Annotated in this window: 15 protein-coding genes; 6 read left to right on the top strand and 9 right to left on the bottom strand. The window is 74.3% G+C overall.

The window, feature by feature from the left end; translation table 11 throughout:
• Positions 1-72: 72 nt before the first annotated feature.
• From KS423_RS23325 to KS423_RS23310, 4 genes are all read right to left on the bottom strand, one after another.
• The gene (locus tag KS423_RS23325) at positions 73-936 is read right to left on the bottom strand and encodes an SDR family NAD(P)-dependent oxidoreductase (protein WP_263455161.1); all 864 of its coding nucleotides are present in this window, start codon (positions 934-936) and stop codon (positions 73-75) included.
• 50 nt (positions 937-986) lie between these two features.
• A complete protein-coding gene (locus KS423_RS23320) occupies positions 987-1,901 on the bottom strand; it encodes a hypothetical protein (protein ID WP_224281563.1) in 915 nt (304 codons plus the stop codon).
• Positions 1,902-2,087: 186 nt separating this feature from the next.
• Positions 2,088-2,996 (bottom strand): class A beta-lactamase, encoded by a 909-nt coding sequence (bla, locus tag KS423_RS23315; protein ID WP_224281562.1) that lies wholly within the window; start codon positions 2,994-2,996, stop codon positions 2,088-2,090.
• Between the two features lie 151 nt (positions 2,997-3,147).
• Complete coding sequence (locus KS423_RS23310; protein WP_224281561.1) at positions 3,148-3,951, bottom strand: SAM-dependent methyltransferase; 804 nt, start codon at positions 3,949-3,951, stop codon at positions 3,148-3,150.
• A 235-nt stretch (positions 3,952-4,186) separates the two neighbouring features.
• Here KS423_RS23310 and KS423_RS23305 point away from each other — a divergent pair, with 235 nt between their 5' ends.
• Entirely contained in the window at positions 4,187-4,837 is a 651-nt protein-coding gene (locus tag KS423_RS23305) for an RNA polymerase sigma factor (protein ID WP_224281560.1), read from the top strand.
• Entirely contained in the window at positions 4,834-5,565 is a 732-nt protein-coding gene (locus tag KS423_RS23300; RefSeq protein WP_224281558.1) for a hypothetical protein, read from the top strand. Before KS423_RS23305 ends, KS423_RS23300 begins: the two co-directional genes overlap by 4 nt.
• 126 nt (positions 5,566-5,691) lie before the next feature.
• On the opposite strand, the gene KS423_RS23295 is transcribed toward KS423_RS23300, so the two are convergent.
• The 4 genes from KS423_RS23295 to KS423_RS23280 form a co-directional block, all read right to left on the bottom strand.
• The gene (locus KS423_RS23295; protein ID WP_224281556.1) at positions 5,692-6,369 is read right to left on the bottom strand and encodes a 4'-phosphopantetheinyl transferase superfamily protein; all 678 of its coding nucleotides are present in this window, start codon (positions 6,367-6,369) and stop codon (positions 5,692-5,694) included.
• Positions 6,366-7,157, bottom strand: coding sequence for a hypothetical protein (locus KS423_RS23290; RefSeq protein ID WP_224281554.1), 792 nt, complete (start codon positions 7,155-7,157; stop codon positions 6,366-6,368). Before KS423_RS23290 ends, KS423_RS23295 begins: the two co-directional genes overlap by 4 nt.
• A 4-nt stretch (positions 7,158-7,161) precedes the next feature.
• A complete protein-coding gene (locus tag KS423_RS23285; protein WP_224281553.1) occupies positions 7,162-7,452 on the bottom strand; it encodes a phosphopantetheine-binding protein in 291 nt (96 codons plus the stop codon).
• A 124-nt stretch (positions 7,453-7,576) separates the two neighbouring features.
• Positions 7,577-8,509 (bottom strand): 3-oxoacyl-[acyl-carrier-protein] synthase III C-terminal domain-containing protein, encoded by a 933-nt coding sequence (locus KS423_RS23280; protein ID WP_224281552.1) that lies wholly within the window; start codon positions 8,507-8,509, stop codon positions 7,577-7,579.
• Between the two features lie 142 nt (positions 8,510-8,651).
• On the opposite strand from KS423_RS23280, the gene KS423_RS23275 reads away from it, so the two are divergent.
• The 4 genes from KS423_RS23275 to KS423_RS23260 all read left to right on the top strand — a co-directional run bounded on the left by KS423_RS23275 (position 8,652) and on the right by KS423_RS23260 (position 12,049).
• A complete protein-coding gene (locus tag KS423_RS23275; protein WP_224281551.1) occupies positions 8,652-8,951 on the top strand; it encodes a hypothetical protein in 300 nt (99 codons plus the stop codon).
• Positions 8,948-10,093, top strand: a complete 1,146-nt coding sequence (locus tag KS423_RS23270; RefSeq protein WP_224281550.1) for a glycosyltransferase — start codon at positions 8,948-8,950, stop codon at positions 10,091-10,093. The genes KS423_RS23275 and KS423_RS23270 overlap by 4 nt, the downstream gene beginning before the upstream one ends.
• 176 nt (positions 10,094-10,269) lie before the next feature.
• Positions 10,270-11,244: an ATP-binding cassette domain-containing protein gene (locus KS423_RS23265; RefSeq protein WP_224281549.1), complete on the top strand. Its 975-nt coding sequence runs from the start codon at positions 10,270-10,272 to the stop codon at positions 11,242-11,244.
• Positions 11,245-11,284: 40 nt separating this feature from the next.
• Positions 11,285-12,049: an ABC transporter permease gene (locus tag KS423_RS23260; protein ID WP_224281548.1), complete on the top strand. Its 765-nt coding sequence runs from the start codon at positions 11,285-11,287 to the stop codon at positions 12,047-12,049.
• A gap of 125 nt (positions 12,050-12,174) precedes the next feature.
• On the opposite strand, the gene KS423_RS23255 is transcribed toward KS423_RS23260, so the two are convergent.
• A partial coding sequence (locus KS423_RS23255) for an aminotransferase class I/II-fold pyridoxal phosphate-dependent enzyme (RefSeq protein WP_224281547.1) occupies positions 12,175-12,943 on the bottom strand: 769 nt, incomplete at its 5' end.

Raw genomic sequence — 12,943 nt, 5'->3', positions numbered from 1 at the left:
GGGGCGGCGGCGCCCGGCCGACGCACGGCGGTGGGGCTCACCCGGTGTGCGGCCGCGGCGCTCAACCGGTGCTCACCCGAAGCGCGAGGCCATCCGGCGGAACACGCCCGGGGCCGCGCCGTGGATGCGGGCCGGGAAGCCGAGCCAGTGCGGGACGTAGAGCCGGTCGCGCTCGGTGGTGATGGTGGCGACCACGACGTCCGCGACCCGCTCCGCCGAGACCGGGCGCGGCCGCTCGCGCTGGTACGGGGTGCCCCGCCGGTCGAAGAACGGGGTGTCCACCGCTCCCGGGAGCACCAGGCGCACCCCCACCCCCGTGCCCCGCAGCTCGTACCAGAGGCTCTCCGCGAACATCGTCAGCCCGCCCTTGGTGGCGGAGTACCCCGCCTCGTCGCGCACGCCGACCTGGCCGGCCATCGAGCCGATCAGCACGATCCGGCCGTGGCGGCGCTCCAGCATGCCGGGCAGCAGCAGGCGGACCAGGCGCAGCGGGGCGGCGAGGTTGACCTCGATCATCCGGTCCAGGGTGTCGGGGGGCATCTGCGCGTACGGGCCGCGCCAGCCCAGGCCGGCGCTCGCGATCAGGGCGTCCACCCGGCCGGCCGCGGCCACGGCGGCCTCGGCGAGGCGGGCCGGGCCGTCCGGCCTGTTCAGGTCCTCGGGCAGGGCTCGTCCGCCGGTGCGGCCGGCGAGTTCGTCGAGGCGGGTGCGGTCGGTGCCGGAGAGCAGCGTGTGCCAGCCGGCGTCGGCCAGTCGGGTGGCGGTGGCGTGGCCGATCCCGGAGGAGGCGCCGGTGATCAGCGCGACGGGGCGGTCCGTCGGGCCCGTCGGGTCCGTGGGGCTCGTCGGCCCCGTGGGGGCCTTGGGGGCCGTGACCCCCTCCACGGGGCCCTTCGGGTCCGACCGCCGGGGTCGGGAGTCGGGCTCCTCCGCCATCGGGCACCTGCCGCTCTGTGGCCGTGTCGCCGTCCTTTTTGTCCGGCAAGTCACCTTCGCATGGCGGAGCCGTCCGGGCTACCGGGGCGGACGGAGGGCTCCGCGCCGGCGTCCCGGTGCCGGGCGGACAGCTCGGCGGACTCGCCCTCCAGCTCGCCGAAGCGGGACAGCACGAAGGTGCCGCCCACCGCCACCGCGAAGCCCGTCAGCGCGCACCACTCGAACCCCGGGCGCGCGGCGTCCCCGAGCGCCAGCACGCCGACCAGCGCCGGGCCGAAGGTCTCGGTCACCGTCCCGGCGGCGGTCGCGGCCGTCACCGTGCCGCGCTGCAGGGCCAGGGCGTAGGCGAGGTAGCCGCCGAGACCGCCGACGGCGAGGGCGTAGGCGGCCGGGTCGGTGAGGACGGAGACCGGACCGGAGGCATCCAGGACCCGCACGGCCAGGCTGGTCACGCCGAAGCCGACCCCGGCCAGCAGCCCCAGGCCGGCCGCGGCCGCATCGCCCTGCCGGCGCACCAGGACCACGGTGGCGAGCACCATGACGGCGGTGGTGGCGAGCAGCGCCCAGTGGAAGGAGGGGTCGGCGTGGTCACGGCCCTCCTGGCCGGAGCCGAGTGCCAGCAGGGTCAGGCCGGCGACCACGGCCAGGATGCCCGCGAGGTCGCCCCGGCGCAGCCGCGCGCCCAGCAGCCAGACGGCGGCCACGGCGGTGACGGCCAGGCTGGAGTTGGTGACGGCCTGGGCGAGGAAGAGCGGGAGGGTGCGCAGGGCGACGATGCTCAGCGCGAAGCCCGCGATGTCCAGCAGCGTGCCGAGGATGAACTGCCAGGACCGCACCAACGCGGCCAGCAGGCCCGCCCGCACCCGGTCGGCGCGCGGGGCCGACCGTGCCCCGCGCGCCTGGAAGACCGCCCCGAAGCCGAAGCAGACGGTCGCGGCCGACGCGGTGGTGAGTCCCAGCAGCATGCCTCTCCCAGCCTCGCGGGGCAGCATTCATTCACCACCAGTCTGTGCCCGGCGGGACGGGGCCGCACGGATGGGACGAAGGGGGTGAGGGGCATCAGTGGGACGACTCTGCGGGCCCGGCGGCCCCGCCGGATGCGGGCCGCCTGGGAGCCGGGCCCGGGCGGCAGGAGCCCGGTACGACCGGTGCTAGCCGAGCGCGCCCGCGAGCAGCGTGGCCGTACGGGCGACCAGGGGTTCGTCCATCGGGGCCGCCTCCTCCGCCGGCTTGGTGCTCAGCACGGCGAGGAGGACGGGGGCGCCGGCCGGGGTCCAGGCGATGCCCACGTCGTTGGTGGTGCCGTGGCGGCCGGTGCCGGTCTTGTCGGCGAGGGCCCAGTCCGCCGGGAGGCCCGCGCGGAAGCGCCGGACACTGGTGGTGTTGGCCCGCAGCCAGGCGGTGAGCTGGTCCCGCTTGGCCGGCGGCAGGGCGCTGCCGAGCGCGAGGCGGCCGTAGGTGTGGGCGATGGCCTGCGGGGTGGTGGTGTCGGTGCGGCGGTCCGGTTCGGCGCTGTTGAGTTCGGACTCCCAGCGGTCCAGGCGGGTGACGCGGTCGCCGATCGAGCGGGCGAAGCGGGTGACGGCAGTCGGTCCGCCGAGTTCGCGGAACAGCAGGTTGGCCACGGTGTTGTCGCTGTACTCGATGGTGGCGGCGCAGAGCTCGGCGACGGTCATGCCGTTCGCCAGGTTCTCCGCCGTGCCCGTGATCGGCGCGCCGGGGCCACCACCCACGACGCCTCCGGCCCGCGTGATGTCCTCGGCGGTGTACCGGATCCGCTTGGCGAGGAACTCGCCGTCGCGGTCGAGGTCCCGCAGGACGGCGGCGACGGCGACGGTCTTGAAGACCGAGCAGATCGGGAACAGCTCGTCCGCGCGGTACCGGACCGTCCGGCCGGTGGTCAGGTTGCGGCCGTAGACGCCGAGGCGGGCGGAGTGCTCCTGTTCCAGGGCGGCGAGGGCCTGGTGGAGGCCGGCCCCGGCGGCCGGGTCGTTCGCCGTCGCCGCGAGGGCCGGGCCGCCGGTCGCGGCGGTGACGGCGACGGCTGCTCCGAGACCCATGCCGAGGACGGCTCGGCGGCTGCGGCGGGCTTGCGAAGGCTGCGGGTGCATGCTCCCCCTCTGATCGGATGTCGCGGCGCGAGCCGCTTTCTCGATCAGGACGCCGCAGGTTCGCCGATGGTTCGTCAGCTGTGCGAATCGGCACGGGGGTTCACGGCCGGATGGCCACCGCCGCGTACGCCGATGCCTCCGAGAGGGCGACGGGGGCCTCACCGGGCGCGGGCCGCCACTGCGGGGTGGCGACGACGCCCGGGTCGAGCAGGGTCCAGCCGGCGAAGAAGCGGGCGATCTCCGACCGGCTGCGGGCCTGGGCGGCGGTGCCGGCGGAGGAGTAGACGCGGACCAGGTTGGCGATGTCCTCGGGCGCGAACTCGGGGGTGACGTGCGTCATCACCAGGGCGCTGCCGGGGGCGAGGGCGGACTTGAGGTGCTCGACCAGCCCGTGAGCGCCGCGGGCGTCGGGGACGAAGTGGAGCAGGGCGTTGAGGGAGAGCGCGACGGGCCGGGCGAGGTCGATGGTCTCGCGCAGACCGGGGGCGGCGAGCAGCCGGGCCGGGTCGGTGACGTCGGCCTCGACGTAGGCGGTGCGGCCCTCGGGGGTGCCGGTGAGCAGGGCCTGGGCGTGCGCGAGCACGATCGGGTCGTTGTCGGCGTAGACCACCCGGGCGCCGGGCCGGATGACCTGGGCTATCTCGTGCAGGTTGGGCGAGGTGGGGATGCCGGTTCCGATGTCGAGGAACTGATCGAAGCCGGCCTCGGCGAGCGCCTGGGTCGAGCGGTGCATGAAGGAGCGGTTGACCCGCGCACCGGTGCGCAGCCAGGGCGCCACGGCGAGGGCGTGCCCGGCGGCCTCGCGGTCGGCGGCGAAGTTGGTGAAGCCGCCGAGGAAGTAGTCGTACATCCGGGCCGAGTGCGGCACGTTCAGCCGCAGGTCCACCCCGTCGTAGAGGCCCATCACACTCCCCGTCCGCTGCGCTCCTGATCGATCGTTTGCTGCCCACGACGGGCGGGGGCCAATCGCGGGTCAAACGGCACCCGACGGTGCCCACCGACGATCGCAGCCCATGAGATGACAATCTGTATTCGGATTGCAGCCTGGAGTGACCGACCTGATGGAATGAGGATGGACGCAGACAGCCCGACCCTCGGGTGGCCCGGCAAGCAGCCGACGGCCACGGAAAGCAGGCTCGATGACGATCGACAGGGGTGCCCACGTGCGCGGGCACCGGGGCGGGGCGGCCGTGGCGTGCACCGGCAGGACGGGGCCGCAGTGGTCGGCCGGCCCGGAGTCCGGCCTCCGTTCCGAGTTCGGCCTCCGCCTGGACCTCACCTACGCCGCCTTCTGCGAGACGCATGAACCCGCTTGGCACGCCCTCGCGTTGACCCGGATAGGCAACCAGTCCGATGCGGCGCTGGTGGTCGGGGCGGTGAAGTCCGACCTGGCCCGCTGCTGGCCACAGGTGCTGCGGTTCGAGGAACCGGCCGCCTACGCCTGGCGGTTGGCCAACCGGCACGTCTCCGACTGGGTGGCCGGCGAGGAACCGGTCGAGGTGGAGGCCGTCACCTTCGCGGCGGTGATCGGCGCCTTCAAGCAGGTGGCGAAGGGGCTGCTGCACAGCGAGGCGGACGAGGTGCGGCTGTACGCGGCGATCCTCGAACTGCCGGAGCGCCAGCGGGATGTGGTGATCCTGCGCTACCTGCTCGGCCTGCACGTCAAGGTGATCGCGGCGTACCTGGGGCGGCCGGTGGCGACGGTGCACTCCAACCTCCGGCACGCCCGGGACCGACTGGCCCGCCGACTCGGAGTGGGTGAACTCCCGGACGGAGGAGGTGATCTGTGACGGCGAGACCGGACGAAGGCGCCTCGGCCGGAGCGGGTCCGGCCGACGGCGGGCGCACGGTGTTCCGTGTCCCGCGGCCCGAACGCGCCCATGCGGAGCGGATCGCCGCCGTACGCCAGGCCCGACTCACCGCCGCACCCGCCCACCTGCCGTCGGAGCACGAGCAGGCCGCCTTCGAACTCGGCCTGGTGGTGGCCCTGGTGCTGGGGGCGCCGGACGCCTCGCGCGGGCTCGACCTGCTGGTGAACGCCCGCCGGATCGAGCCGGAGGGGGCCGAGGTGTTCGGCGCGTTGCTCTACGCCACCGGCAAGGAGGAGGGCGCCGAGTTCTGGTGGCGCTTCGCGGCCGGATCGGGCAGCGGGACGGCCGCGTACTGCCTGCACCTGCACCATCTGATGCTCGGCGAGAGCGACGACGCCGACTACTGGCGAGCCTGGTCGGACCAGCTGGCGGCGGCCGAACGCCCGCCCGGGCCGCGGGCGTTGCGGATGAACCGGCCGCTTCTGCCGGGCGACGTACGACGGGACATCATCTCCCGGGCGCACCGGGGGCTGGCTCCGCAGCTGCCCCCGGTGCTGGTCGCGGTGATCGACCGGCTGCCGGTGCAGGACGGCGACGAGGAGGAGGTGCCGAACCCGTGGGGACTGACCTCGGGGGCGACCTCCACCTGCTCCTGGGACGGCCTTCCGTGGGGAGGGTTGGACGGTCACGACGCCCCGTGGGGGTGAGCGCCGCGCGGGCTGCCGCGATCATCCCTTCAGGTGAGCGCGGACAGCCGGGCGAGGCCGAGCGGGACGCCGGCAGTGCCCTCACCAGCTGATCCAGACCAAACCGGGACGCGAGCCGATGGACTGTCAATTCGGCTTCCATGCACATGCGTTGACATGTATCGGCGAATCCCCGAGGGCTGCGACGGCAGCCCGGAACGGCCCCGTGACGGAGACGTCGCAGAGCCGCAGCGGGCCGGCGCCGAGCCTGCCCGGATCGGCCACCAGCACCGGCGAGGGACCGGCCACGGGCACGCCGAAGGACTGCGCGAGCCGCCCGCCGTACGCCTTGACGCAGGCCTCGCGGCGGCACCACAGCATGGTGAACCGCGCCGCCCGCTCGGCCGGTTCGGCGGGCTCGGCGACGAACCACGCCTCCTCGAACGGGAACCAGCGGGCGGCCATCCGCTCGGCCGTCCGGGGATCGTGGAGCCGCTCGACGTCGACGCCGACGGCCCGCCCCTCTGCGAGGGCCAGCACCGCGAGCGCGCCCGAGGCCGACCAGCTGACCCGCAGCTCGCCGGCGTCCGCCGGCTCGGGCTTGCCGTACGGACCGTACCGCCAGACCAGCTCGGCCGGGCACACGCCGAGCCGGGCGGCGACCAGCTGCCGGACGGCGCCGCGCACCACGGTGAAGCGCTCACGCAGCCCGGGAGACGTCCGCGCCGCCCGGGCACGTTCGTCCGGGTCGAGAATCCACCACAACTCGGCTGCCGAGGCGGCCGGTTGGCGCGTATCGATCAGCCAGAGGTCGATCGCCGTCATGGCAGGGTCAGCGTGCTGAGCACGCCGAGCCGACGGTCGTACCCGGCCAGCAGCGCGGGCCGACCGTCCGCCCGCCACTGCGGCAGGTGTTCCGCCAGCTCCGCCCAGAGCCCGGTGAACGGCTGGGCCGGCGGTGGCTCCTCCGTACCCGAGCCGAAGCCGGGGCCGAGCAGCAGCGCCGCCCCGGGCCCGAGCTCCGCGGCCCCGGCCCGGACGGCTTCCTCCGGGGAGATCGCGCCCCGGGTCTGCCGGACGGCCAGACCGGCACCGGGGGCCTCCTCGCAGACCAGCACCGCCACCGCGTGCCGGTCCGGCAGCGGTACCGGCCCGGGCGGGTCGTAGTGCAGCGCGGTCTGTTCGGCGAGCACCACCACGGCCCGGCGGCAGGTGCCGGTGCGCTGGTGTGCGGCGGCCAGCCGCAGGGCGGTGAAGGCCGCCGCGCCACCCTGGTCGCAGACCGCGAAGGCGAGCGGGCTTCCCGGGACGGACCGGCTGAGCGCCAACGAGGACGGCGCGCCGGGCCGGACGTCCGGGGTGTCGAAGGCCAGGATCAGCAGGTCCGCCGGCTCGCCCTCGGCGAGCGCCTCGCGCAGCAGCCCGGCGGCCAGCTCCTCGTAGGAGTGGCCGACGCCCTCGCCCAGCAGGTCCTCGCGCAGCGGCAGGCCGTAGGGGCGGACGAGGTCGGAGACGAAGACCCGCAGGTCCGGGTCGAGCGAGGTCTCCGACCGGCCGTCGAAACGGCGGGCCAGTGCCCCGGTGATCCGCAGGCCGGTCGGGCCGGGGGCCACCCGGTCAGCCCTCGGGGATGACGTGACCGGCGACGTAGTCGGCCAGCTTGGTGACCGACCGCAGGTCGTCCTCGGTGATCTGCTCGACGTCCACCTGGATGTCGAGGGACTCCTCCAGCTCCAGGATCAGCTCGATGGTGCCCGCCGAGGTGAGGCCGAGATCGTCGAAGAGGCAGGCGTCCTGCGGGATCTCGGGCAGTTCGCGCTTGAGGACGCGAGGCAGGAGCTCGCCGATGCCGTGCAGGATGCGCTCGCGCAGTTCGGGGTCGGTGGTCTGGACCACAGCTTCTGACATGGGTGTCCCGTCCCGTCGTACGTGGGATGTGTGCTCCGGGGCTTGCGGGCGGCCCGGGGCTCTGGGGTGGCGTGGGGCCGGCGTCGCTTTGCGGACCGCGGCTGCCGGCGGAACCGGCGGGCCGTCAGTACCGCATCGCCATCGCGGAGAAGGTGGCTCCGACACCGGCGGCGGCGATCAGGTAGTGGTCGCCGCGGCGGATCAGCCCCCGCGTGGTGGCGGTGTGGAGATTGATGAGGCTGTCCGAGGCGAAACTGTGCCCGACCGGCCGCACGTTGTCCAGCACGACTTTCTCGACCGGGTAACCGATCCGGCGCGCGATCATCCGCCAGGACGCCTGGTTGACGTTGTGCGGCAGGATCGCGACCAGGTCGGAGAGGTCCAGACCGGCCTGGTCCAGGGCGGCCTCGATCGCCTCCACCATCACGTTCGGGTACTCCCGCTGGTAGCGGGCGAGCAGGTCCGGGTCCTCGGCCAGCCGACCGTCGAACTCCGGGCGCTGGCGCACCACGAAGGAGAGCATCCGGTGGCGCTCGCCGTCGGCGCTGACCAGGCAGGCGGCCGCACCCTCGGCGAAGATGCCGGCCTCGGGCACCACCTGGGCGTCCCTGGTGAAGGTCTTCTCGCCGGTCAGCACCAGTGCGAGCGCCGCCTGGTCGGGTTCGTCCGCGAGCAGCCGGCCGGCCAGGTCGATGGCCAGCAGGCCCACCGCGCAGGCGTGGTGGGTCACCGTGAAGGCGTTGGCGTGCGCCAGTCCACGGGCGTCGAGCAGGTCGTGCAACGGGTTGAGCGGGTGGGGCACCGCCACCGGCATGCTGCGGGCGTGGATCACGAAGCGGATGTCGCGTTCGCGTCCGCGCAGCTCCGGCAGGTTGTCCAGGGCGGCGTCGAGCAGGTCGGGCAGCGTCCCGGCCGGGTCCAGACGCAGCTGGTCCAGGCCGTGGAAGCGGCGGAAGAGACGGAGTTGACGTGGGGTCAGGCCGATGCGCTCGCCCACCGCCTCGATGGGCACGGCGTGTGGGGGGAGGTGAACGGCCACTGCCTCCAGTGCGGTCACGCGGGCTAGTATTCCCACGCCCGCCGGGTCGCACAAGTGATCCCGGGCCCTCCTCCGTCGCCGCCGTTCTCCGGAAGCCTTCAACTGCGCTCCGGTTCGGCCGCGTTCACCCCCGCGCCGTCGATCAGGTGGGAGATCTCTCATGCCGAATCCTGAACCCCCCTATCCCGCAGCCCCGTTGAACCAGGAACTGGTCGATCTGCTGGTCGAGGTGGCCGGCGCGCCGCCCGGCTGGGCGCGGCACGTCACCCCGGACGCCCGACTGGACGGCGACCTGCTGCTGGACGAGGGCGAACTCGCCGAACTCGCCGGACGGCTGCGCGAGCACTTCGGCCCGCGGACCGACCTGGCGGCGCTGCGCGCCGGGCTGGACCTGGCCGCCCTGGAGGCCCTGACCGTCGCCGACGTGCAGCGGCTGCTTCCCGAGGAGGGCGCGCGATGACCCGGTTCCTGCTGGTGATGCCGCCGTTGACCGGCCACGTCAACCCGGCCGCGGGCATCGCCGCCGAGCTGACCGCACGCGGCCACCGGGTCGCCTGGACCGGCGCCGAGTCGGTGCTGCGCCCGCTGCTCGGCCCGCGGGCCCGGGTGCTCGGCACCGGCACCCGGGCGTTCCGGGCCCAGGGCGGACACGGGCTGGCCGCGTTGCGTTCGCTCTGGGAGGGCTTCGTCGTTCCGTACGCGCGGTTCACCGCGAGGCCGCTGGACGCGATCGTGCGGGAGTGGCGACCGGACGTGCTGCTGGTCGACCAGCACACTCCGGCGGGCGCTCTGGTCGCGCACCGGCACGGCCTGCCGTGGGCGTCCTTCGCACCGGGGGCGATGGAACTGGGCCGCCCCTACCGGGCGTTGCCGCAGGTCGAGGCCTGGATGACCGGGCTGCTGCACGGGCTGTGGGAGCGCGCCGGACTGCCCGCGGAGGAGTACCTGGACCCGCGCTTCTCCCCCTTTCTGGTGCTGGCGACCACCGGCCCGGCGCTGACCGGCTCGACCCCGCCGCCGGAGCACGCGCTCGTCGGCCCGGTCATGTCGGCGCGGCCGCACGATCCGGACTTCCCGTGGGAGCGCCTGCTGCCCGGCCGGCGACGGGTGCTGGTCACCATGGGCACGCTGGCCGGTGAGCCGGGCACGGACTTCCTGGCCCGGTCCGTCCGGGCGCTGGAACTGTGCGGCGACGACGCGCAGCCGGTGTTCGCCGCGCCGCGCGAGCTGCTGCCCGAACTCCCCGCCCGGGCCGTGGCGGTGGACCGGGTGCCGGTGCTGGAGCTGATGGCACGCGGCGAGCTGGACGCGGTGCTCTGCCACGGTGGGATGAACACCGTGGGTGAGGCCCTGGCGCACGGCCTGCCACTGGTCGCCGCACCGATCCGGCACGATCAGCCGATCGTGGCCGGCCAGGTGGCGGCGGCGGGCGCGGGGCTGCGGGTGCCGTTCGCGCGCGTCGCACCGGAACGGCTGGCGGACGCGCTGCGGGCCGTTCTCGACACGACGGAGCACCGGGAGCGGGCGGTTCAGGTCGGGAGGGAACTGCTGGCCGGGGGCGGTGCGGCAGCCGCGGCGGACCGACTGGAGGAGCTCGGCTGAGCGGGCCCGGACCGACGCCCCCCTTAGCAGACCGGGAGCGCGCACGTCCATTGGTCTAGGCCATTGTTTCCGGGGTCGGGTTCACCCTAGGGTGTCGCAGCAGCACCGCCCTCCGCAGGTGCCGGGCCCCGCCTTCCCAGGTGCCGTGGCAGCCCATCCCCGTACGGGAGTTCCGGTTGATCGAGACCACGGGACTGCGCAAGTCCTACCGCAAGAAGACCTCCCGCCGCGGCGGCGGGAACCCCACCGTCGACGCCGTCCGCGGCATCGACCTGTCGGTCGCCGCCGGCGAGATCTACGGCTTCCTCGGCCCCAACGGCGCCGGGAAGACCACCACCCTGCGCATGCTGGCCACCCTGATCCGCCCGGACGGCGGGCAGGCCACCATCGCCGGGGCCGACCTGTTCACCGACCCCGCCGGGGTCCGCCGACGGATCGGCTACGTCGCCCAGGGCGGCGGCACCACCGACAACGTCAGCGGCCGCGAGGAGCTGGTGCTCCAGGCCCGGATGTACGGCGCGGCCAGGTCGCAGGCCGTCCAGGCCGCCGCGGACGCGCTCAAGGCCTTCGACCTGGCCGAATTCGGCGACCGCCCGTGCGCCACCTACTCCGGCGGCCAGCGCCGCCGGGTGGACATCGCGCTCGGGGTGATCCACCAGCCGCGGGTGCTCTTCCTGGACGAGCCCACGGTCGGTCTGGACCCGGCCGGCCGGGCCCACGTCTGGGAGGAGATCCGCCGGCTGCGCACCGAGGGCATGACGGTGGTCGTCACCACGCACTACCTGGACGAGGCCGACGCGCTCTGCGACCGGGTCGCGATCGTCGACCACGGCCAGGTGGTGGCCGAGGGCAGCCCCGAGGCGCTCAAGCGCGAGATCTCCGGCGACGTCGTGACGGTCGGGCTGGCCGCCGGGGAGGCCGCCGTCGAGCGGGCGGCCGAGGTGCTGCGCCCGCAGCCGTACCTGCACCGGCTGGAGCACAACGGCGACGAGGGGCTGCGGCTGTACCTGGAGGACGGCGCCGCCGCCATCCCACGGCTGCTGCGCACCCTGGACGCGGCGGGCGTGACGCCCGGCACCGTGCAGCTCCAACGACCCAGCCTGGACGACGTGTTCCTGGCCCGCACCGGCCGCTCACTGCAGCAGTCCTGACCGCGCCCCACCCGGACCCGCACAACCCCCTGGGGAGACCGTGAAGCTCGCCCGCGACACCTGGCTGGTCTTCCAGCGCCAGCTGCTGCTCATGATCCGCACCCCGGTCTGGATCGCCGTCGGCATCATCCAGCCCGTCTTCTACCTCCTGCTGTTCGCCCCGCTGCTGAAGAAGGTGCTCGCCCCGGAGGGCGCGAACAGCTACGCCGACGCCTACCAGGTGTACGTGCCCGGCCTGTTGGCGGTGCTGTGCATCTTCGGCGGGCTGTTCACCGGCTTCAGTCTGCTCGGCGAGCTCAAGGCCGGCATCATCGAGCGCTCCCGGGTGACGCCGGTGAGCCGGTTGGCGCTGCTGCTCGGGCGGGCGCTGCGGGAGATGGTGGCGCTGCTGGTGCAGGCCGTCCTGATCACACTGATCGCGCTGCCGTTCGGACTCCGGGTGAGCCCGCTGAACCTGCTGCTCGCCTACCTGCTGCTGGGCCTGCTGGCGCTGATGACCTCGGCGATCTCCTTCGGCATCGCGCTGATGGTGCCGACCGACGCGGCGATGTCACCGGTGGTCAACACCATCGCGCAGCCGATCGCCCTGCTGTCGGGGGTGCTGCTGCCGCTCACCCTGGCACCGCAGTGGCTACGGCAGGCGGCCGAGTGGAACCCCTTCTACTGGGCCGTGGAGGGCATGCGCGCGCTGTTCGCCGGGCACGCCGGGGACAGCGTGGTCTGGCAGGGGCTGCTGGTGGTCGTGGTGATGACCGTCCTGGCGGTGTACTGGTCGGCCCGGCTGTTCTCCACCCGGGTGCGCTGACGGACACCGACGAGGGGCCCGGCTCGCGGTGAGCCGGGCCCTCCGGCGTGCCGGGGCTCGTCCGGGTGGCCTCACGCCGCCACGAAGGCCGCGCAACCGCAGGCCGCCGTGAACGCCACCTGGCCTCAGGCCGCCATGAACGCCGCCAGCTTCGCCACGCCGTCGATGACCTGTTCCTGCGTCAGCGAACTGACGGACAGCCGCAGCCGCTGCTCACCACCGCCCGCCGGGTAGAACGGCGCCATCGGCGTCCAGAGCACCCCGTGGTCGCGGGCGCACCGCTCCACGGCCGCCTCGTCGGCGACGAACGGCACCGCCAGCACCGTGAAGAAGCCGCCGTCCGGCCGGTTCCACGAGACGCCCAGCCGGCGCCGCACGGAGGCCGGGAAGTGCCGCTCCAGCTCCCGCAGCAGGGTGTCCGTGCCGGCCGCGTAGTGGGCCGTGGCACGGGCGTTGGCGGCCCGCAGCCGACAGTCGTGGGTCAGCAGCATGCCGCCGATGACGGCCTGGCTGAGCGCGGGCGTGTTGACCGTCGTCATGCTCTTCAGCTTGGCCAGCTCGTCCGCGAGCAGGCTGCGCCGACCCTCGGGGCCGGTCACCTCCTGGTCGGCGACCACGTAGCCGAGGCGGGCCCCGGGGAAGCAGGTCTTGGCGAACGAGCCCAGGTAGACGACCTGGCGGCAGCCGTCCAGCGCCTTGAGGGTGGGCCGAAGCCCCGGGGTGCGGGAGAAGAAGCCGTACGGGTTGTCCTCGATGACGAGCACGCCCTCCTCGGCGGCCACCTCCAGCAGCCCGGTGCGGGCCGCGACCGGCATGCTGGCGCCGGAGGGGTTGGCGAAGTCCGGGACGACGTAGAGGGCGCGCGGGCGGCGCCCCTCGGCCCGGACCGCGCGG

The sequence above is a fragment of the Streptomyces sp. LS1784 genome, assembly GCF_020103755.1.
Taxonomy (GTDB): domain Bacteria; phylum Actinomycetota; class Actinomycetes; order Streptomycetales; family Streptomycetaceae; genus Kitasatospora.
Note: the sequence above shows the minus strand (reverse complement) of the source record. Positions and strands in the feature narration are given on the sequence as shown.